Source organism: Streptomyces sp. NPDC000410 (genome assembly GCF_040300305.1).
In the GTDB taxonomy this organism is placed as follows: domain Bacteria; phylum Actinomycetota; class Actinomycetes; order Streptomycetales; family Streptomycetaceae; genus Streptomyces.
Window position 1 is genome coordinate 5,582 of the sequence record NZ_JBEPDM010000014.1, and the last position, 18,156, is coordinate 23,737.

Annotated in this window: 21 protein-coding genes; 8 read left to right on the forward strand and 13 right to left on the reverse strand. The window is 71.6% G+C overall.

Features of this window, described 5'->3' with window-relative positions; genetic code table 11:
- Positions 1-164: 164 nt before the first annotated feature.
- Genes ABT342_RS16955 through ABT342_RS16965 form a run of 3 tightly spaced genes read right to left on the reverse strand, consistent with a single transcriptional unit; the run spans position 165 to position 2,051 of the window.
- Positions 165-938, reverse strand: coding sequence for a DUF3710 domain-containing protein (locus ABT342_RS16955; protein WP_351573589.1), 774 nt, complete (start codon positions 936-938; stop codon positions 165-167).
- A gap of 1 nt (position 939) precedes the next feature.
- Positions 940-1,476, reverse strand: coding sequence for a dUTP diphosphatase (dut, locus tag ABT342_RS16960; RefSeq protein WP_351573591.1), 537 nt, complete (start codon positions 1,474-1,476; stop codon positions 940-942).
- On the reverse strand, positions 1,476-2,051 hold the full coding sequence (locus ABT342_RS16965) for a PaaI family thioesterase (protein ID WP_351573594.1): 576 nt from the start codon (positions 2,049-2,051) through the stop codon (positions 1,476-1,478). The genes dut and ABT342_RS16965 overlap by 1 nt, the downstream gene beginning before the upstream one ends.
- Positions 2,052-2,109: 58 nt before the next feature.
- On the opposite strand from ABT342_RS16965, the gene ABT342_RS16970 reads away from it, so the two are divergent.
- Positions 2,110-2,568, forward strand: coding sequence for a DUF3093 domain-containing protein (locus ABT342_RS16970; RefSeq protein WP_351573597.1), 459 nt, complete (start codon positions 2,110-2,112; stop codon positions 2,566-2,568).
- Between the two features lie 10 nt (positions 2,569-2,578).
- Here the strand turns inward: ABT342_RS16970 and ABT342_RS16975 are convergent, their stop codons facing one another.
- The 4 genes from ABT342_RS16975 to ABT342_RS16990 all read right to left on the reverse strand — a co-directional run bounded on the left by ABT342_RS16975 (position 2,579) and on the right by ABT342_RS16990 (position 6,158).
- Positions 2,579-3,538, reverse strand: a complete 960-nt coding sequence (locus ABT342_RS16975) for a hypothetical protein (RefSeq protein ID WP_351573599.1) — start codon at positions 3,536-3,538, stop codon at positions 2,579-2,581.
- Between the two features lie 13 nt (positions 3,539-3,551).
- The gene (locus ABT342_RS16980) at positions 3,552-3,848 is read right to left on the reverse strand and encodes a DUF4193 domain-containing protein (protein ID WP_017946571.1); all 297 of its coding nucleotides are present in this window, start codon (positions 3,846-3,848) and stop codon (positions 3,552-3,554) included.
- 418 nt (positions 3,849-4,266) lie between these two features.
- A complete protein-coding gene (locus ABT342_RS16985) occupies positions 4,267-5,502 on the reverse strand; it encodes a sensor histidine kinase (RefSeq protein WP_351573603.1) in 1,236 nt (411 codons plus the stop codon).
- 2 nt (positions 5,503-5,504) lie between these two features.
- A complete protein-coding gene (locus tag ABT342_RS16990; RefSeq protein WP_351573606.1) occupies positions 5,505-6,158 on the reverse strand; it encodes a response regulator transcription factor in 654 nt (217 codons plus the stop codon).
- A gap of 332 nt (positions 6,159-6,490) precedes the next feature.
- Between ABT342_RS16990 and ABT342_RS16995 the strand changes: the two genes are divergently transcribed.
- Positions 6,491-6,664, forward strand: a complete 174-nt coding sequence (locus ABT342_RS16995) for a hypothetical protein (protein ID WP_351573609.1) — start codon at positions 6,491-6,493, stop codon at positions 6,662-6,664.
- Positions 6,665-7,015: 351 nt separating this feature from the next.
- On the opposite strand, the gene ABT342_RS17000 is transcribed toward ABT342_RS16995, so the two are convergent.
- Together ABT342_RS17000 and ABT342_RS17005 are read right to left on the reverse strand one after the other, a co-directional pair.
- The gene (locus tag ABT342_RS17000; protein ID WP_351573612.1) at positions 7,016-7,828 is read right to left on the reverse strand and encodes an inositol monophosphatase family protein; all 813 of its coding nucleotides are present in this window, start codon (positions 7,826-7,828) and stop codon (positions 7,016-7,018) included.
- A 12-nt stretch (positions 7,829-7,840) separates the two neighbouring features.
- Positions 7,841-8,968 (reverse strand): ferrochelatase, encoded by a 1,128-nt coding sequence (locus ABT342_RS17005; protein WP_351573615.1) that lies wholly within the window; start codon positions 8,966-8,968, stop codon positions 7,841-7,843.
- Positions 8,969-9,100: 132 nt separating this feature from the next.
- Here ABT342_RS17005 and ABT342_RS17010 point away from each other — a divergent pair, with 132 nt between their 5' ends.
- The gene (locus ABT342_RS17010) at positions 9,101-10,339 is read left to right on the forward strand and encodes an MFS transporter (protein ID WP_351573618.1); all 1,239 of its coding nucleotides are present in this window, start codon (positions 9,101-9,103) and stop codon (positions 10,337-10,339) included.
- On the forward strand, positions 10,302-11,618 hold the full coding sequence (locus ABT342_RS17015) for a D-arabinono-1,4-lactone oxidase (protein WP_351573621.1): 1,317 nt from the start codon (positions 10,302-10,304) through the stop codon (positions 11,616-11,618). The genes ABT342_RS17010 and ABT342_RS17015 overlap by 38 nt, the downstream gene beginning before the upstream one ends.
- On the opposite strand, the gene ABT342_RS17020 is transcribed toward ABT342_RS17015, so the two are convergent.
- Positions 11,551-12,345 (reverse strand): hypothetical protein, encoded by a 795-nt coding sequence (locus ABT342_RS17020; protein ID WP_351573624.1) that lies wholly within the window; start codon positions 12,343-12,345, stop codon positions 11,551-11,553. The two genes, ABT342_RS17015 and ABT342_RS17020, sit on opposite strands and share 68 nt — an antisense overlap.
- A gap of 434 nt (positions 12,346-12,779) precedes the next feature.
- Here ABT342_RS17020 and sepH point away from each other — a divergent pair, with 434 nt between their 5' ends.
- The gene (gene sepH, locus ABT342_RS17025) at positions 12,780-13,856 is read left to right on the forward strand and encodes a septation protein SepH (protein ID WP_351573627.1); all 1,077 of its coding nucleotides are present in this window, start codon (positions 12,780-12,782) and stop codon (positions 13,854-13,856) included.
- A 150-nt stretch (positions 13,857-14,006) separates the two neighbouring features.
- Here the strand turns inward: sepH and ABT342_RS17030 are convergent, their stop codons facing one another.
- Positions 14,007-14,834 carry a sulfurtransferase gene (locus tag ABT342_RS17030; RefSeq protein ID WP_351573630.1) on the reverse strand — a complete coding sequence of 276 codons (828 nt, stop codon included), beginning with the start codon at positions 14,832-14,834 and terminating at the stop codon, positions 14,007-14,009.
- Positions 14,835-15,064: 230 nt separating this feature from the next.
- Between ABT342_RS17030 and ABT342_RS17035 the strand changes: the two genes are divergently transcribed.
- Positions 15,065-15,838: a VOC family protein gene (locus ABT342_RS17035; RefSeq protein ID WP_351573633.1), complete on the forward strand. Its 774-nt coding sequence runs from the start codon at positions 15,065-15,067 to the stop codon at positions 15,836-15,838.
- 62 nt (positions 15,839-15,900) lie between these two features.
- Here ABT342_RS17035 and ABT342_RS17040 read toward each other — a convergent pair whose 3' ends face one another.
- Positions 15,901-16,785, reverse strand: a complete 885-nt coding sequence (locus tag ABT342_RS17040; RefSeq protein ID WP_351573636.1) for a glutathione S-transferase C-terminal domain-containing protein — start codon at positions 16,783-16,785, stop codon at positions 15,901-15,903.
- A gap of 140 nt (positions 16,786-16,925) precedes the next feature.
- A complete protein-coding gene (locus tag ABT342_RS17045; protein WP_351573639.1) occupies positions 16,926-17,051 on the reverse strand; it encodes a putative leader peptide in 126 nt (41 codons plus the stop codon).
- A gap of 240 nt (positions 17,052-17,291) precedes the next feature.
- On the opposite strand from ABT342_RS17045, the gene ABT342_RS17050 reads away from it, so the two are divergent.
- Both ABT342_RS17050 and ABT342_RS17055 read left to right on the forward strand, forming a co-directional pair.
- Positions 17,292-17,708 carry a hypothetical protein gene (locus ABT342_RS17050; protein ID WP_351573641.1) on the forward strand — a complete coding sequence of 139 codons (417 nt, stop codon included), beginning with the start codon at positions 17,292-17,294 and terminating at the stop codon, positions 17,706-17,708.
- On the forward strand, positions 17,705-18,040 hold the full coding sequence (locus ABT342_RS17055; protein ID WP_351573644.1) for a winged helix-turn-helix domain-containing protein: 336 nt from the start codon (positions 17,705-17,707) through the stop codon (positions 18,038-18,040). The genes ABT342_RS17050 and ABT342_RS17055 overlap by 4 nt, the downstream gene beginning before the upstream one ends.
- Positions 18,041-18,156 lie beyond the last annotated feature (116 nt).

Genomic DNA, 18,156 nt, shown 5'->3' on the forward strand with positions numbered 1-18,156 from the left:
CGAACACCGCCACAGCCAAAAGCGGACCCCAGGACACCCAGCCCCGAAGCCCGCCGGAGGCGCTAGCGGACCTCGGTGATTTCCGGGCCGCGCTGGAGCCGACGAACACCGCCACAGCCAAAAGCGGACCCCAGGACACCCAGCCCCGAAGCCCGCCGGAGGCGCTAGCGGACCTCGGTGATTTCCGGGCCGCGCTGGAGCTGGCCCATGCCGCCGGAGAAGCGTGAGGTCTCCTGCTCCTCCTGCTGGACGCCCTCGGGCACCATCTGCGCGTCGTTCGGCAGCTTCAGGACGATCGGGTCGCGCGGCGCCATGGGGCCCTCGCCACGGACCACGACGGTGTCGCGGAAGATCTGTTCCAGCAGGCCGGCCGCCTGGGGCTGCACCGCGCCCTGGCCGGAGATCACTCCGCGCAGGAACCAGCGGGGGCCGTCGACGCCGACGAACCGCACCAGCTGTACGCCGCCGGTGCCGTCCGGCAGCTGGACGGGGACCTGTGCCCGCAGCTCCCAGCCCAGCGGGCCCTCGACCTCGTCGATGACGCCGCCCTGCTGGGTGATGCCGGAGGCGATCTCCTCGCGGACCTCGCCCCAGATGCCCTCCTTCTTGGGCGCGGCGAACGCCTGCAGCTGGATCGCGCTGTCGCGCAGCACGACCGTCGCAGCGACGATCGCGTCACCCGCGACCTCCACCCGGAGCTCCATGCCGTCGACCCCGGGCACGAAGAGGCCGCCCAGGTCCACCCGGCCCTCGTCGGGCTTGGAGACCTCGGAGACGTCCCACGGGCCGTCGGGCCGCGGCGCCGGCGGAAGGTTCACGCGGCGCGGCTGGTCCTCGGCCGCGTCCTCGGTGTCCTCAGTGTCGAGCTCGTCGACGACCTGCTCGGCCTCGCCCGCCACATCCTCGGCGGATCCGCTCTTCTTGCGACGTCCGAACACGTCACTGTCCTTCCCGGTCGGATACGACCGAAGCGTATCGATTCCCACCCTGTGAGCCGTCCACGGCTGACCCGCCCACGGCGGCATGACCGCCGGTGGACCCGAAGCCCCCCTCGGCCCGCGCCGAGCCGGGAAGTTCCGCCACCTCGTGGAAGCGCACCTTCTCGACCTGCTGGACGACCAGTTGGGCAATCCGGTCGAACCGTTCGAACCGTACGCTCTCGCGCGGGTCCAGATTGACCACGATCACCTTGATCTCCCCACGGTACCCGGCATCCACCGTCCCCGGGGCATTCACGAGGGCCAATCCGCAGCGGGCCGCCAGCCCCGAACGCGGGTGGACGAAGGCCGCATACCCGTCCGGGAGCGCGATCGAGACTCCGGTGGGCAGTACCGTGCGCTCCCCCGGCTCGAGTTCGGCGGCCTCCGTGGTCACCAGATCGACACCGGCATCGCCCGGATGTCCGTATGCCGGAATCGGCACCTCCGGGTCCAGTCGCCGGATCAGTACGTCGACGGGATTGCGCGTCTGGGACATCAGGGGTTCACCTCGAAGGCGCGGGCGCGCCTGACCTGGTCGGGATCGGCCATGGCGGCCTGGATCTCCGCCGGGCGGCCGTTGTCGATGAAGTGGTCGACCTTGACCTCGATGAAGAGGGCTTCGGCGCGGACCGCGACGGGCCCCTCGGGGCCGCCGATCCGGCCCGTGGCCCTGGAGTAGATCTTGCGGCCGGCCACCGCGGTGACCTCGGCCTCCAGGTGCAGCACGGTGTCGACCGGCACCGGGCGGACGAAGTCGGTCTCCAGCCGTCCGGTCACCGCGATGACGCGCAGCAGCCAGTTGAGCGAGCCGAGCGTCTCGTCGAGCGCGGTGGCGAGCACGCCGCCGTGGGCGAGGCCCGGCGCGCCCTGATGGGCGGGCGTGACCGTGAACTCGGCGGTGAGACTGACGCCTTCGCCCGCCCGCGCTTCCAGATGCAGCCCGTGGGGCTGTTCTCCGCCGCAGCCGAAGCAGTGCTCGTAGTGCGCGCCGAGGAGCTCGCCGGGAGCCGGCGCCTCGGGGTGCCGTACCGGCGGTATGGCGTCGGCGGGAGGGGTCAGTGCAGTACTCACAGGCGCAGACCTTACCCGCGCGGATAGGGGCAGGTCGCGCCGTGCCAAGCTTGCTGTCATGCAGCCTTCCGCCCCTCGCTACGACGAACGCCTCACCGCCCCCCGTTCCTGGTGGGCGATCACCGCCCTGGTCGCGCTTTCGGGCGGCCTGGTGCTCTTTCCCCTGGGTACGGTGCCGGCACTGGGCGGGCTGATCGGCGCGGGTGCGCTGGCGGCGGCCGGGGTGAGTTCGTACGGCTCCGCCCGGATCCGGGTGGTCGCGGACTCGCTGGTCGCGGGGGACGCGCGGATTCCGGTGCCGGCGCTCGGCGAGGCCGAGGTGCTGGACGCCGAGGAGGCGCTGGCCTGGCGCTCGTACAAGGCGGATCCGCGGGCCTTCATGCTGCTGCGCAGCTACGTGCCGACGGCGGTACGGATCCCGGTCACGGATCCGGCCGATCCGACGCCGTACGTGTACGTCTCGACCCGGGATCCGAAGGCGCTGGTGGCCGCGCTGGACGCCGTACGGGCCGGATAAGCCCCTCGGGCTATCCCGCCGGCCCCCAGGGGCGGCCGGGGGGCTCCTGGAGCTCCCGGAGGGGCTCCTTCGGCTGGTCGAGCCGGGGAAGGGCGGGCAGTGCGTCCCAGGGGACCTGCCGCTTGCGCAGGTCTTTCCTGATGCGGTCCGCGAGCTTGCGGGTGTCCCGCCTGTTCATCACGGCGCCGACCGCGGCGCCGACCATGAACGGCATCAGGTTCGGCAGATTGCGGACCATGCGCTTCATGATCTGCTGGCGCAGCTCGCGCTTCATCCGGCCGCCGAGCGCGGCGTTGATCGTCGCCGGTTTGGTGACGTCGATCCCACGCTCCTCCGTCCACGAGGTCAGATACGCGGAGGCACGGTCCTTCAGGTTGCCCGGCGCCCGCATTCCGTAGACCTCGTGCAGCTCGGCGATCAGCTTGAGCTCGATCGCCGCGACGCCGATGATCTCCGTGGCGAGCTCGGCCGGCATCGCCGGCGGGATCGGCAGCATGGCCGCCGCGCCGATGCCCGCGCCGACGGTGGAGGTGCCGTTGGCGGCTCCCGCGACGAGCTTGTCGGCGAGCTGCTCCGGGCCGAGGCCCGGGAACTGCGCGCGCAGGGTCGCGAGGTCGCGCACCGGAACGCGCGGGGCGATGTCGATGATCCGGTCGGCCACGAAGCCCAGCGCGCCCTTGGCGGCCGCGCCGCTCCTGCGTACGCCGTGCCTGACCACGTCCAGACGCCGGGCCCTGGTCGGGAGCGCCGGCGGTGGCGCCGTCTCGAGCGAGGCCGGCAGGCCTCGCTCGTCGTCACGTGCGTCGCCGGGAGAGGGCAGAGCGGCAAGGTCCCCGTCGGACGCGTCATCGACGCCCCACGGGCCCGGACCGCTCTTGTGCGCCTCCGGGGAGCCTGCGGTGCCCTTCCGCCGGAGGCGGAGCCTCCTGGGCGGTTTCGACGGCTTCCCCGGCGGTGTGTCGCCTGCCACGGCCGACCGGACCTCAGTCGCAGTCTCGGCAGATCGGCTGGCCGTTCTTCTCGCGGGCCAGCTGGCTCCTGTGGTGCACCAGGAAGCAGCTCATGCAGGTGAACTCGTCCGCCTGCTTGGGCAGCACCCGGACGGCCAGCTCCTCGTTCGAGAGGTCCGCTCCGGGCAGCTCCAGGCCTTCGGCGGCCTCGAACTCGTCGACGTCGACAGTCGACGTCGTCTTGTCGTTCCGCCGGGCCTTCAGTTCTTCAAGGCTGTCGGAATCGATGTCGTCATCGGTCTTGCGTGGGGTGTCGTAGTCCGTTGCCATGTCGCTCTCCCCCTCTGGGTGTTTGCGGTGTCTCCAGCGCACGTAACGCGTGAGAGGCCGGACTTGTGCCCGACCCGAGGCGGAGATTTTGCCTCACATCAAGGTCTGTTACTCAATCGACACCCAACCGGACCCCTCAAGAGTGATCGAGTTGGATGGCGATGGGGACCGTACACGGTCCGAATGCCGCACTTCACGGGCGCCACCCCGTGTACTTCCCGTGATCCGACCCCCTGAAAACCCGGACTTTTACCGGCTTTACGGCAGGATCGGCGATCACGGAGAGTGGATGGCCGGAAATTCGCCTCTGTGATCGATCACACACGGACGTTCGAGGATCAAGTCCCGAAAATTCCGCGTAAAGCGAACAAAACCGATTCCCGGCCGACGGCTCGATTTCGCGGGTCGGGCCGGTACGTCAGACCGGCAGCGTGACCCGCATCACGAGGCCGCCGCCCTCACGTGGCTCCGCGATGATACGGCCCCCGTGAGCGCGCGCCACCGACCGGGCGATCGACAGGCCGAGGCCCACGCCCTTGTCGCTGCCGGTCCGCTCCTCGCGCAGCCGCCGGAACGGCTCGAAGAGGTTGTCGATCTCGTACGCCGGGACCACCGGGCCCGTGTTGGTGACGACCAGCACCGCCTGGTCCGGGTGGCCGGGCAGGATCTCGGTGGTGACCTCCACCCAGCCGTCCTCCGGAACGTTGTAGCGCACGGCGTTCTGCACCAGGTTCAGCGCGATCCGCTCCAGCAGGACGCCGTTGCCCTGGACGACCACAGGGGCCCGTCTCCCGCGGAACCGCACACCCTTGGCCTCGGCCTCGCTGCGGGCCTGGTCGACGGCCCGGGTGGCGACCTCGGCCAGATCGACGGGCTTGCGCTCGACGATCTGGTTCTCGCTGCGGGCGAGCAGCAGCAGGCCCTCCACCAGCTGCTCGCTGCGCTCGTTGGTGGCGAGGAGCGTCTTGCCGAGCTGCCGGAGCTCGTCCGGCGCGCCCGGGTCGGAGAGATGGACCTCCAGCAGCGTGCGGTTGATCGCGAGCGGCGTGCGCAGCTCGTGCGACGCGTTGGCGACGAACCGCTGCTGGGCGGTGAAGGCCCGCTCCAGCCGCTCCAGCATCTCGTCGAAGGTGTCGGCGAGCTCCTTGAGCTCGTCGTCCGGCCCGTCCAGCTCGATCCGCCGGGACAGGTCCGAGCCGACCACGCGGCGCGCGGTGCGGGTGATCTCGCCGAGCGGGGACAGGACGCGGCCGGCCATGGCGAAGCCGAAGGCGAACGCGATGACGCTCAGGCCGACCAGCGCGAAGAGCGAGCGGGTGAGCAGCTCGTCGAGTGCGTGCTGACGCGCCTCGGTCACGCAGGAGTTCATCGCCGCGTTGAACTCGGCGGGCGGTGCGGTGTTCGGGAAGTTGCACACCTCGCTGGTCACATTGCCGTTGACGATCTTGAACGGCAGCTCGCTGCCCACCTGCACGGCCTGTGCGGCGAGCAGATAGATGATCGAGAGCAGCAGAATCCCGGCGATGAGGAACATGCCGCCGTAGAGCAGCGTGAGCCGTATCCGGATGGTCGGGCGGAACCAGGGCTGTACCGGCTCCTCCGGAGCCCAGGTCGGTTTCGGCGGGGCCGATGGGGGCGCGGGTGCTGAGGCCATGGTCAGATCCGGTAACCCGAGCCGGGGACCGTGACGATCACGGGCGGCTCGCCGAGCTTGCGGCGCAGGGTCATGACGGTGACGCGGACGACGTTGGTGAACGGGTCCGTGTTCTCGTCCCAGGCCTTCTCCAGCAGCTGCTCGGCCGAGACGACCGCGCCCTCGCTGCGCATGAGCACCTCGAGCACGGCGAACTCCTTCGGGGCGAGCTGGATCTCCCTGCCCTCGCGGAAGACCTCGCGGCGGTTGGGGTCCAGCTTGATCCCGGCGCGCTCCAGGACGGGCGGCAGAGGCACGGTCGTACGCCGCCCCAGGGCCCGGACACGGGCGATGAGCTCGGTGAACGCGAACGGCTTCGGGAGATAGTCGTCGGCACCGAGCTCCAGGCCCTCCACGCGGTCGCTGACGTCGCCGGAGGCCGTGAGCATCAGGACGCGGGTGGGCATGCCCAGCTCGACGATCTTGCGGCAGACGTCGTCGCCGTGGACGAGCGGGAGGTCGCGGTCGAGAACGACGACGTCGTAGTCGTTCACCCCGACGCGCTCGAGGGCTGCGGCGCCGTCGTACACGACGTCGACGGCCATGGCCTCCCGGCGCAGTCCGGTGGCCACCGCATCGGCGAGCAGCTGCTCGTCCTCGACGACGAGTACGCGCACGTGGCTGGTTCCTTCCTGTGGGCCTGCCCCCGACACGGGGGCGAGGCGGGTCTGTGGCAGCGGCCGGCACAAAACGCGCGGCCTGATGGTGAGCCTCCATCCTGCCCGTTACGTGCGTAAACCGGCCGTAAGGCGGAACAGGGGCCGTCCCATGCTCCGGGAAATCACGGGATTCACGGGCAAGTTGAGGTTTCTCTGAGGTGGGGCCTGGGGAGGACGACTGCACACCCGCGATCACGCCATGCATGTGGCTCGCCACACCCCGCTCTCCGTCCCCCACGGAGAGTCGCGTGATCAACCCCGCCACCGACCCACGACGAGGGGGCGCAACCATGGACGCATTCACCGCAGGACTCCTGCAGCGCATCAAAGCCACGGAGACCGACCTCACGCGGGCTCGCGAGACGGGCGACGACTTCCTGGCGGACGTTGAGCAGGCAGAGCTGGACGACCTGCTTCGCCTCGCCGCCGAGCATGGCGTGGAAGTCGGCGCCGCGAGCGCCTGACCACTTTCGAGAGGGCCCGGCCGCCATGGACATGGCGGCCGGGCCCTCTCGCATGCGCGGCGCGGCGCGTGCGGGGCGGTGGGGGCGCAGGGTGGTGGGACGTTGCGGGGGGGGCGGGGTGGTGCCGCGCTGGGGGGCGGGGGCACCTGCGGCGGGCCTTTCCCCGACCCGCCCCTTCCCGAACTGGGGGCAAGCCCCCAGGCCCCGCTTGCGGGGGCTCCGCCCCCGAACCCCCGCGCCTCAAACGCCCGGCGAGGCTCCTTCGGAGCCCGTCCGGCGATTGAGGACACGGCCGAAGGCCGTACCGGGGGCGACGGGGCAACCCCCCGGCACCCCCACCCGAGGGGAGGGTCAGTCGTGCCAGGCGCCCAGGTCGTCCAGGAGGCGCTGGAGGGGTTCGAAGACTCCGGGGGTCGCCGCGATCGTCAGGTCGCCGGAGGGGCGGGTGCCGGGGCGGCCGCCCGTGAGGGCGCCGGATTCGCGGGCTATGAGGTCGCCCGCCGCGAGGTCCCAGGGGTGGAGGCCTCTCTCGTAGTAGCCGTCCAGCCGTCCCGCGGCCACGTCGCAGAGGTCCACCGCCGCCGAGCCGCTGCGCCGGATGTCGCGCAGGCGGGGGATCAGCCGCTGGGCCACGTCCGCCTGGTGGCTGCGCACGGTCTGGACGTAGTTGAAGCCGGTCGACACCAGCGCCTGGTCCAGCGGCGGTGCCGGACGGCACCGCAGCGGACGGTCGCCCAGCCACGCCCCGCCGCCCAGCACCGCGTGGTACGTCTCGCCCCGCATCGGCGCGACGACGACCCCGACGACCGTCTCACCGTCCCGCTCGGCCGCGATGGACACGGCCCACGTGGGCAGGCCGTAGAGGTAGTTCACCGTGCCGTCGAGGGGGTCGATGACCCAGCGGATCCCGCTGCTGCCGTCCGACGACGCGCCCTCCTCGCCGAGGAAGCCGTCCTCGGGCCGGTGGCCGGCGAGGAAGCCGGTGATCAGCTTCTCGGCGGCGATGTCCATCTCGGTGACGACATCGATCGGGCTGGACTTGGTCGCGGCGACGGCCAGGTCCTCCGGCCTGCCGTCCCGCAGCAGCTCACCGGCCCTGGCCCCGGCCTCCAGGGCCAGGGACAGCAGTTCGGCGTGCGAAGGGTCCAGAGCGTGGTCGGTCATCGGAAGCGCTCCCTACGCGTACGGGCTGTCGGCACCGGCCGCCGCCGGGCGCTCGGACCGCGCCGGGCAGCACCCGATCGGACACAGGTCGTGCGAGGGTCCGAGCGCGCCCAGCGCACACCGCTCGACCACCTTCCCCCGCTCCGTGGCGGCGCGCTCGATCACCAGCTCACGGACCGCTGCCGCGAACCGCGGATCCGCGCCCACCGTGGCCGAGCGGCGCACCGGCAGCCCGAGCTCGGCGGCCTTCGCGGTGGCCTCGGTGTCGAGGTCGTACAGGACCTCCATATGGTCCGAGACGAACCCGATCGGCACCATCACGACCGCCGGCACCCCGGCCCCGTGCAGCTCCTCCAGGTGGTCGCAGATGTCCGGCTCCAGCCAGGGGATGTGCGGGGCGCCGCTGCGCGACTGGTAGACGAGCTCCCACGGGTGGGCGATGCCCGTCTCCTCCCGTACGGCGTCGACGATCACCCGGGCCACGTCGAGGTGCTGCTTCACATACGCCCCGCCCTCCCCGTGCTCCGCCACGGGCCCCGAGGCGTCCGCCGCCGCGTCCGGGATGGAGTGGGTCGTGAAGGCGAGGTGCGCGCCCTCCCGTACGTCCTCCGGGAGGTCGGCGAGCGAGGCGAGGACGCCCTCCACCATGGGCCGGATGAAGCCGGGGTGGTTGAAGTAGTGCCGCAGCTTGTCGACGCGCGGCAGCGGCAGCCCCTCGGACTCCAGGGCGGAGAGCGCGTCCGCCAGGTTCTCCCGGTACTGGCGGCAGCCCGAGTAGGAGGCGTACGCGCTGGTGGCGAGCACGGCGATGTGCCGGCGCCCGTCCAGCACCATCTCCCGCAGGGTGTCGGTCAGATACGGCGCCCAGTTCCGGTTGCCCCAGTAGACCGGCAGGTCCAGCGCGGCGCCCGCGAAGTCCTCGCGCAGGGCGTCGAGCAGGGCCCGGTTCTGGTCGTTGATCGGGCTGACCCCGCCGAACAGGAAGTAGTGCTGTCCGACCTCCTTGAGGCGTTCCTTGGGGATACCCCGGCCGCGCGTCACGTTCTCCAGGAACGGGACGACGTCGTCCGGGCCCTCGGGGCCGCCGAAGGAGAGCAGCAGCAGGGCGTCGTAGGGAGCGGGATCGAGCTGTTCGGCCATGGTGAAGATCCTGCCACCCCCCTCCGACAGCCGAGAAACCCCCGGTGGACAACCGGTCACGAATACCGGTTCGTAAGGGCGACCTCACCAGTAAGCTGTACCGGCCACTCATATTCCTTACGGAGCGCCCTCTTGCCCAGTCCCTATCGCGCGATATTCGCCGCCCCCGGCACCTTGGGGTTCTCCGCCGCCGGCTTTCTCGGCCGGCTGCCGCTGTCCATGATGGGCATCGGCATCGTGACCATGATTTCCCAGCTGACAGGGCGGTACGGCCTGGCCGGCGCGCTCTCCGCGACGCTCGCGCTCTCGGCGGCGGTACTCGGCCCGCAGGTCTCCCGGCTGGTCGACCGGCACGGCCAGCGCCGAGTGCTGCGGCCCGCCCTGCTGATCTCGGTCGCGGCGTTCGCCGGGCTGCTCGTCTGCGCCCAGCAGGGGGCTCCTGACTGGACCCTGTTCGTGTTCACCGCCGCCGGCGGCTGCGTCCCGGCCGTCGGAGCGATGACACGGGCCCGCTGGGCGGAGATCTACCAGGACTCGCCCCGCCAGCTGCACACCGCGTACGCGTTCGAATCGATCGCCGACGAGGTCTGCTTCATCGTCGGCCCGATCGTCTCCATCGGCCTGTCGACGATCTGGTTCCCGGAGGCGGGCCCGCTGCTGGCCACCGGCTTCCTGATCGTCGGCGTCCTGTGGCTGACGGCGCAGCGCGCCACGGAGCCGGTGCCGCATCCGCGCGAGCATGACTCCGGAGGCTCCGCGCTGCGCTCTCCCGGTCTGCAGGTGCTGGTGGCCACGTTCGTCGCGACGGGAGCGATCTTCGGCTCGGTGGACGTGGTGACGGTGGCGTTCGCCGAGGAGCAGCACCAGAAGGCGTGGGCGAGCGTGGTCCTCGCGGTGTACGCGCTCGGATCCTGCCTGGCCGGAGCCGTCTTCGGGCTGCTCCACCTCAAGGGTGAGCTGTCCCGCAGGTGGCTGGTGGGTGTCTGCGCGATGGCCGTGAGTATGATCCCCCTCCTACTGGCCGGGAACCTGCTGATCCTGGCCGTGGCGCTCTTTGTCGCAGGCCTGGCCATCGCACCGACGATGGTGACCACGATGGCCCTCGTCGAAGCGCACGTACCGCGCACCAAGCTGACCGAGGGCATGACCTGGACGGGTACCGGGCTCGCGGTCGGTGTGGCGCTCGGCTCGTCGGCCGCCGGCTGGGTGGTCGACGCGCGCGGAGCGGGTGCGGCGTACGCGGTGCCCGTGGTGTCGGGAGCGCTCGCGGCCGCGGTGGCGTTCCTGGGGTACCGCCGGCTGCGCAAGCCGGTGCCGACGCGGGAGGGGCAGGATGACCAGCACATCCAGGACGGGGAGCGTGTGGCGTAACTGGGCAGGGACAGTGACCTCCCGCCCGGTTCGGGAGGTCTCCCCCGCCACGGTCGACGAGCTGGCCGCGGCCGTGCGCCGGGCCGCCGAGGACGGGCTGCGGGTGAAGACCGTCGGCACGGGCCACTCCTTCACCGCGATCGCGGCGACCGACGGCGTTCTCGTACGGCCCGATCTGCTCACCGGGATCCGGGAGATCGACCGTACGGCGATGACGGTGACCGTCGAGGCGGGCACGCCCCTGAAGCGGCTGAACGCCGCCCTCGCCCGTGAGGACCTGTCGCTCACGAACATGGGCGACATCATGGAGCAGACCGTCGCGGGCGCGACCAGCACGGGCACGCACGGCACGGGCCGCGACTCGGCCTCCATCGCCGCGCAGATCAAGGGCCTTGAGCTGGTCACGGCGGAGGGTGAGGTGCTGCGCTGCTCCGAGAAGGAGAATCCGGAGGTCTTCGCCGCGGCCCGGATCGGACTCGGCGCGCTGGGCGTCGTCAGCGCGATCACCTTCGCCGTGGAGCCGCTGTTCCTCCTGACGGCTCGCGAGGAGCCGATGACCTTCGACCGGGTCACGGCGGAGTTCGACGAACTGCACACGGAGAACGAGCACTTCGAGTTCTACTGGTTCCCCCACACGGGCAACTGCAACACCAAGCGCAACAACCGCAGCGCCGGTCCGATCGCTCCGCCGGGGGCGGTCGGCGCCTGGATCGAGGACGAACTCCTCTCCAACGGCCTGTTCCAGGTGGTCAACTCGCTGGGCCGGGCGGTGCCCGCGACCATTCCGGCGATCGCGAAGCTCTCCAGCCGGGCCCTGTCCGCCCGTACGTACACGGACATCCCCTACAAAGTCTTCACAAGTCCCCGCCGGGTGCGTTTCGTCGAGATGGAGTACGCGCTGCCGAGAGAGGCCGCGGTCGCGGCGCTGCGTGAGGTCCGGGCGATGATCGAGCGCTCGCCGCTGCGGATCAGCTTCCCGGTGGAGGTGCGTACAGCGCCTGCCGACGACATCACGCTCTCGACCGCCTCGGGCCGGGAGAGCGCGTACATCGCCGTGCACATGTACAAGGGCACGGCCTACCGCGCGTACTTCACCGCGGTCGAACGGATCATGACCGCGCACGGCGGCAGACCGCACTGGGGCAAGATCCACACACGTGACGCGGAGTACTTCGAGAGCGTCTATCCGCGCTTCGGCGAGTTCACTGCGCTCAGGGACCGGCTGGATCCGCAGCGGGTGTTCGGGAACGACTATCTGCGTCGGGTGCTGGGGGCTTAGGGGACTCCGGGGCGTCGGCGTCCGCCCCCGTGGAGGAGGACGGGGTCGGCGCGGGTGAAACGGCCTCGCCGCCGCCTTCCTGACCGGTTTCGGGACTCGGAGTCGGTGCCCCCTCACTCTGATCGCGACTCTGGTCCCGATCCTGGCCCTGATCCGGAGTCTGCTGCTGGTTCCCGCTTCGATCCGGGTCCTGGTTCCGGTTCTGATGCGGAGTCCGGTCCGGAGTGCCCGACGCCGGGGACTGCCCTCCGCCGCCGCGTGCGACGGAGCCGACCGTCGTACCCGTACCGCCGTGCAGATCCTTGCCGGAGGCGATCTCGTACGTCGTGATGCCGGTCATCGCCACCCCGAAGACGACGACGGCGGCGAGTACGGACCGCTTCCAGCCGCGCACTCGGGTGCCGTACGTCGTCGCCGCACCGAACTCCCCGTCGGGCACCGGCATCTGGCGGGGGGCCTTGGCCGCGTCGCGGAGCTGTTCGCCGGTACGCCGGAACAGATGCTGGAAGACCGAGCCGCCACAGGTCGCGACGACGCTGACCACTCCCGCGCCGATGACGGTCCCGTACACCCCGAGGCGGGAGGCGAGCACCGCCGCCGCGATCGCGGCGAGCGCGCTGCCCGCGACCTGCGGGACGTTCAGATCGAGCCGCCGCTCCCGCTCCCGCCCGGCGCTCCGGTCATGACGCTCCCGCTTCCGATCCATCTCCAGCCCCTGCTTACCCATCTGTCCCACCATGCACCAGGAAGGGACATATGAGCGAAGCGAATAGTTCCGGTTCCGGAGATTCTGTGAAGCTTGCCACCCCCGAATCCGGGGCACGGGGACCCAACTCCCGCGCCCCGCGACAAGTTCGGCGGCGCGCCTGTCCACCCCGATGGCCCGAATGGAGTACTGTGGCGAGCCCTGGGACCGGCCTCCCTTACGGGTGTCCGGACTTACGGGAGGGGGCCGAAGGCGGCACTCGAACCGGCGGCGCCGCGGCACCGCACGGGCGCCTGCTGCACAGAGTGACGAAGTCAGTCACGCTGCGTTGCAAATAGGTAACCGTGCCATAACGGCGATCCAGGGCCCATGCCCGACACGCCGGGCAACTCGGCAATGTTGTGGCAGGCTGCACCCGGGCAGGCCACACTCGACTAGCGGAAGCAGCGACGCACGTGACGTCGGCAGGCACCACCCGGGAGGTCCCCATGCCCGAACTGCGTGTCGTGGCCGTCTCCAACGACGGCACACGACTGGTGCTGAAGGCTGCGGACAGTACGGAGTACACGCTTCCGATTGACGAGCGGCTGCGCGCTGCCGTGCGCAATGACCGCGCCCGTCTCGGCCAGATCGAGATCGAGGTGGAGAGCCATCTCCGCCCCCGCGACATCCAGGCGCGTATAAGAGCCGGTGCCTCCGCCGAGGAAGTCGCGCAGCTCGCCGGAATCCCCGTCGACCGGGTGCGTCGTTTCGAGGGCCCGGTGCTCGCGGAGCGCGCGTTCATGGCGGAGCGGGCGCGCAAGACCCCCGTACGCCGTCCCGGGGAGAACACCGGTCCCCAGCTCGGCGAGGCGGTGCAGGAGCGGTTGCTGCTGCGCGGCGCGGAGAAGGACTCCGTGCAGTGGGACTCCTGGCGGCGTGACGACGGCACGTGGGAAGTCCTGCTGGTGTACCGCGTGGCGGGCGAGCCGCACTCGGCGAGCTGGACGTACGACCCGCCGCGGCGGCTCGTCCAGGCCGTCGACGACGAGGCCCGTGCGCTGATCGGCGAGACCGACGACACCCTTGCCGTCGCGCCCGAGCCGAGCTTCCCCTTCGTACCGCGCATCGCCCGGCTGCCTCGGGACCGGCCGCTGGACCGCACGCTCGACCGGCCGACGCCGCTGCCGACCCCGGCACCGGCGCCCGAGCCGGACGAGAGCGAGCGGGATTCGCTGACGAGTCTGCTGGAGGCGGTGCCGAGCTTCCGCGGCGACATGGTCGTGCCCGAGCGGCCCGCCACGGAGCCGGCCGACACCGAGCCCGGCCAGGAGCCCGAGCCCGAGGAACCGCCGGCTCCGGCGGCCTCGGCGGGCGCGGGCTCGGCGTACGCGGACGTCCTGATGCCCCGCTCGGTGAGCGGCCACCGCGACCGCCTCACCGGCACCACGGACCGCCAGGCGGAGGCGGACGGGGTGCGCCCGGGACGGCGGGCCGCGGTGCCGAGCTGGGACGAGATCGTCTTCGGCACGCGGCGCAAGAAGCAGGAATAGCGGTCCGGTCCGCGGATCGCCGGCAGGGCGCGTACGACCGCGTACGGGCCCTTCCGCGTGTGGCCGGCCGGATACCGTCGGGGGACGGCGCCTGCGGGGGATCCGGCCCCGAAGCGCCGGAACCCCCGAACCTCAGAGGCCGGAGAGCCCTCAGCCCCGGTCCGGGCCCGTCGCCACCGGGCGGTCGGGGTCGGAGGACCATTCCGACCAGGAGCCCGCGTAGAGGGCCGCCGGGATCCCGGCGATCGCCAGGGCGAGGACCTCGTGGGCGCCGGAGACGCCCGAGCCGCAGTAGACGCCGACCTCGGGGGCGTCCGTGGCCCCCAGCCGCTTGAAGCGCGCGGCCAGTTCCTCCGCCGGGAGGAAGGCGGTGGCAGCGGTGACGTTCTCCGTCGTCGGGGCCGAGACCGCGCCGGGGATGTGCCCGCCGACCCGGTCGATCGGCTCGACGTCGCCGCGGTAGCGCTCGGCGGCCCGCGCGTCCAGCAGCAGCCCGGTGCGGGCCAGTGCCGCCGCTCCGTCCGCGTCGAGCAGCGGGAGGCCCCCGGGCACCGGCTGGAAATCACCCGCAGGGGGGACAGGGGTCTCGGTGCTCAGGGGCCCGTCCCAGGCCGCGAGGCCACCGTCGAGGACGCGTACGTCCGTATGCCCGGCCCAGCGCAGCAGCCACCAGGCCCGCGCCGCGCCCCACCCCTGCCAGTCGTCGTACACCACGACCGGGGTGTCGCCCGAGACACCGGCCCCGCGCATCGCCGCCCCGAAGGCCGCCACGTCCGGCAGCGGGTGGCGGCCACCGGTCCCGGGCGGACCCGCCAGCTCGGTGTCCAGGTCGATGTATACGGCACCGGGCAGATGCCCGGCCTCGTACGCGGGGCGTCCGGGCGGCCCGCCCAGCTGCCAGCGGACGTCGAGAAGCACGGGAGGCCGCGGGCCGGCCGACTCGCTCGCGAGTTCTGTTGCGGAGATGATGGGGGTCATGAGAGCCATCCTCGCGCAGGGTACGGCGGGCCCGTAACAGCGTCGGCACGGGTGGACAATGCCAAAAACGGGCATCCTCCAGTGGGATCCCGGGACATGCGGCGCGGCCGCGACGCGCCGCGCGCCGGGTGGTGCGAGCATCTGCACGGGACACGGGGCCGCCGCACAGGGCAGCCGGTCCGTTGCCGTCCCCCGCACGGCCACGACGACGGTCCGAGGAGAGAGTGACGATGACCGAGGCGACTCGGCGCAGACTCGGCACGCCCTGCTGGGTGAGCCTGATGGTGCACGGACTAGGCACGACCCAGCACTTCTACCGGGATCTGTTCGGCTGGGACTTCGTCCCCGGCCCGCAGCACCTCGGTCCGTACGTCCGCGCGCTGATCGACGGCAAGGAGGTGGCCGGGATCGGCCAGATGCCGCCCGACCGTCATCTGCCGGTCGCCTGGACGACCTACCTGGCCACCGACGACGCCGACGAGACCGCCGAACAGATCCGTATGTGCGGCGGCACGGTCGGTGTCGGTCCGCTCGACGCGGGGGACGCGGGGCGGCTCGCCATCGCCTCGGACCCGGAAGGCGCGGTCTTCGGCATCTGGCAGGCCGCGGCCCATGCCGGCACCGCCCTGTTCGGCACGCATGGGACACCGGTCTGGAACGAGCTGGTGACCCGGGAGACGTCGTCGGTCAGCAAGTTCTACCAGTCGGTCTTCGGATACGAGGTGGAGCCGGTGGTCTCGGCCGACTTCGACTACCTGACCCTGCACCTGGAGGGCCGCCCCGTGGCCTCGCTGCACGGGGTCGGCCACGCCCTGCCACGTGACAGGGGCTCGCACTGGATGACGTACTTCGAGGTCGAGGACGTCGACCGGACCACGGCTCACGTGGAGGAGCTCGGCGGCCACGTCCTGCATCCGCCCCGGGAGGGCACGAGCGGACGGCTCGCGACCGTCGCGGATCCGGAGGGCGCGGTCTTCACGATCGTACGGACCCGGCCCAGCTGACCTGGACGGACAGTGACGCCCCGGCCCCGGCCCGCCGATCGCGGGCCGGGGCCGGGGCGCGCTCAGCAGGGCTGGGCCGTCGCCCTGTCCGGTGTGTGTGCGGCCCAGTCCAGGATCTGCACCGCCGCCCCGGCCGCCTCCAGCCCCTGGCAGTGCGCGTGGTGTCTGCGGGCGATGCCCGCCAGATCGAGGTGGGAGCCGAAGGCGGGCTGGGCGGCCAGCCGCCGCGCGTAGGCCCACAGGTGCGGATGGTCGGTGATGTGGTGCACCGCGGCGGCGTCCAGGTGCCAGCGGTGGACCGTGTCGAGTTCCACCAGCGTGACCCACAACCGCACGTCGGCGGCGGACAGTTCGCCGCCGAGCGCGTACTGCCGACGGCTGAGCCGCCGCTCCAGTGCGGACAGGGTGCGCAGCAGCTCCCCCAGTGCGCTCTCACGGGCCGCCCCGTCGGTGCCGGGCTTCCCGGCACGCTGCGCGGAGTCGTTGATGCCCTGCTCGCAGAGGCGTCCGACGGCCGCGATCTCCGCCTCGGCACCCCGCGGATGGAGAACGGGTCCGTCGCCGCCGAACCGCTGGGCCAGGTCGCGCAGGATGTCGGGCGTGTACGTGCTGACGATCCGTCCGGTCCAGTCGTCGCTGAGCACGGGTGCCGTGGCCGCGCCGGGGTACCGGTGCGAGCTGGCCTCGTACAGGGGGCGCAGCACGGAGTGTCCGCCGTCGGGTCCGTCGGGGACGGCGGGCAGCAGCGTCACCGGGACGGTGTCGTCGAGGCCGAGCAGGCTGTGTGTGATGGCGATCCGCAGACAGTGCGGACAGGACAGCGAGAGGTGGAGGCGGAAGCGGCGCGGTACGGGGTAGTGGCCGCTGCGCGCGTCACGGCCGATCCGGCCCCGGAAGGGCGGCGTGGACGGCACGTTGGGCGGGGCTGCGGACGGCACGGACGGCATGGCTGTCGGGGTGTGGCGGGCATGTGTCTCCCTGGAGTCAGGTGCGAATGCGGGCGCACGGCCGCGGCGGCACGGAGCCGTACGCAGCGGGGGCTGCCGTCTCAGCGGAGAGAATCAGCGAAGAGAATCAGTGGGGAGATTCAGTGGCGAGAACTCGCCGCGCTGCTGACGCGCAGCAGATCGATGTGGCGACGGGACGTCAGAAGGAGCGAAGGCCGGCTGCCCGTGCGGATCGCACGGTCGGAGCCCGACCCCGAACGCCCCATGATTGCCCACCTGTTCACTAGGTTTCCGCTCTGGAGTGTCGAGCGGCCCCAAGAGCCCCGTCAAGAGTGCCGACCCATATCCCACCGGGTGTCTCACATGGCGAGAGGCTCACTCCCGGTCGATCTCGGCGGAGTGCCTCTGCCGCCATGTAGCCTACATTGGCAAGTAGTTGCTAAGTTGGAAAGTAGATGCTGGGCCGACACATACGAGGATGCCCAGCGACGACCCGGGGGTACGTCATGCATGGACAGGACGAAGTGGCCGCATCATTGAGGGGTGTTGGGCGGATCGAGGCCGCGGCACGGAAGCGAAGCGGCTGGTACGCCGTCTACCTGTGGACTTTCGCCGCGTGGCAGCTGGTCCTCGTTCCCACGGTGGTGCTGTGGCACGGGCCGGCCGGGGCGCTCGTCAGCACGCTGGCCAACGCTCTTCTGGTCGTGGGGCTGTCAGTGTTCGCGACGCGGCAGCCCGTCGTACCGCGCGGATACACCGGCAAGCACCTCTGGATGATCGGCGCCTGGACGGTCGCGTACGTCCTGACCCTCGTCCTCGCCCTCACCCTCTTCGTGGACAGCGTCGCCTTCGCCGCGGTGGCCGCCCTCGTATGCGCGCTGCCGGCTGCCGTCGCGGCCTGGCGGGAGGGGCGCGCCGGATGACATCCGAGGCTTCGGTGCCGACAGGGCAGGGCCCTCACCCGCGACACGCCCTCGCCCCTCTTCTCGAGTCGGCGGTACGACTGTCGATCGTCGCGGCTCTCGTCGGCGTGGACAAGGCCGAATTCGCCTACGTGCGGGATCTCGTGGAGATCACCGATTCCGCCTTGTCGAAGCAGGTCTCGCGGCTGGAGGAAGCGGGCTGGGTGACGGTCGAGAAGGGGCAGCTCGGCCGGCGGCCGCGGACCTGGCTGTGTGTGACGCAGGAGGGTGTGGCGACCTACCGGCGCCACATCGCCGCGCTCACGGCCATCGCGGCGGGTCCCCCGCGCTGACGGCCTTGTCGTCATGACGCCGGATCCGGTCGGCCGGTCGCGTCCGGTCCGGTCCGGTCCGGAGCGCCGGAGGCGTTGTCGCTCGGCCGTCCACCGGCGTCACCGCCCAGCAGTGA

Bases quoted from the DNA above. Each gene is read 5' to 3' on its own strand.
- dut (WP_351573591.1), bottom strand. From the start codon at position 1,476: ATGTCCCAGACGCGCAATCCCGTCGACGTACTGATCCGGCGACTGGAC.
- ABT342_RS16970 (WP_351573597.1), top strand. From the start codon at position 2,110: ATGCAGCCTTCCGCCCCTCGCTACGACGAACGCCTCACCGCCCCCCGT.
- ABT342_RS16980 (WP_017946571.1), bottom strand. From the start codon at position 3,848: ATGGCAACGGACTACGACACCCCACGCAAGACCGATGACGACATCGAT.
- ABT342_RS16985 (WP_351573603.1), bottom strand. From the start codon at position 5,502: ATGGCCTCAGCACCCGCGCCCCCATCGGCCCCGCCGAAACCGACCTGG.
- ABT342_RS16995 (WP_351573609.1), top strand. From the start codon at position 6,491: ATGGACGCATTCACCGCAGGACTCCTGCAGCGCATCAAAGCCACGGAG.
- ABT342_RS17000 (WP_351573612.1), bottom strand. From the start codon at position 7,828: ATGACCGACCACGCTCTGGACCCTTCGCACGCCGAACTGCTGTCCCTG.
- ABT342_RS17005 (WP_351573615.1), bottom strand. From the start codon at position 8,968: ATGGCCGAACAGCTCGATCCCGCTCCCTACGACGCCCTGCTGCTGCTC.
- ABT342_RS17015 (WP_351573621.1), top strand. From the start codon at position 10,302: ATGACCAGCACATCCAGGACGGGGAGCGTGTGGCGTAACTGGGCAGGG.
- ABT342_RS17020 (WP_351573624.1), bottom strand. From the start codon at position 12,345: ATGGGTAAGCAGGGGCTGGAGATGGATCGGAAGCGGGAGCGTCATGAC.
- ABT342_RS17030 (WP_351573630.1), bottom strand. From the start codon at position 14,834: ATGACCCCCATCATCTCCGCAACAGAACTCGCGAGCGAGTCGGCCGGC.
- ABT342_RS17035 (WP_351573633.1), top strand. From the start codon at position 15,065: ATGACCGAGGCGACTCGGCGCAGACTCGGCACGCCCTGCTGGGTGAGC.
- ABT342_RS17040 (WP_351573636.1), bottom strand. From the start codon at position 16,785: ATGCCGTCCGTGCCGTCCGCAGCCCCGCCCAACGTGCCGTCCACGCCG.
- ABT342_RS17045 (WP_351573639.1), bottom strand. From the start codon at position 17,051: ATGGGGCGTTCGGGGTCGGGCTCCGACCGTGCGATCCGCACGGGCAGC.
- ABT342_RS17050 (WP_351573641.1), top strand. From the start codon at position 17,292: ATGCATGGACAGGACGAAGTGGCCGCATCATTGAGGGGTGTTGGGCGG.
- ABT342_RS17055 (WP_351573644.1), top strand. From the start codon at position 17,705: ATGACATCCGAGGCTTCGGTGCCGACAGGGCAGGGCCCTCACCCGCGA.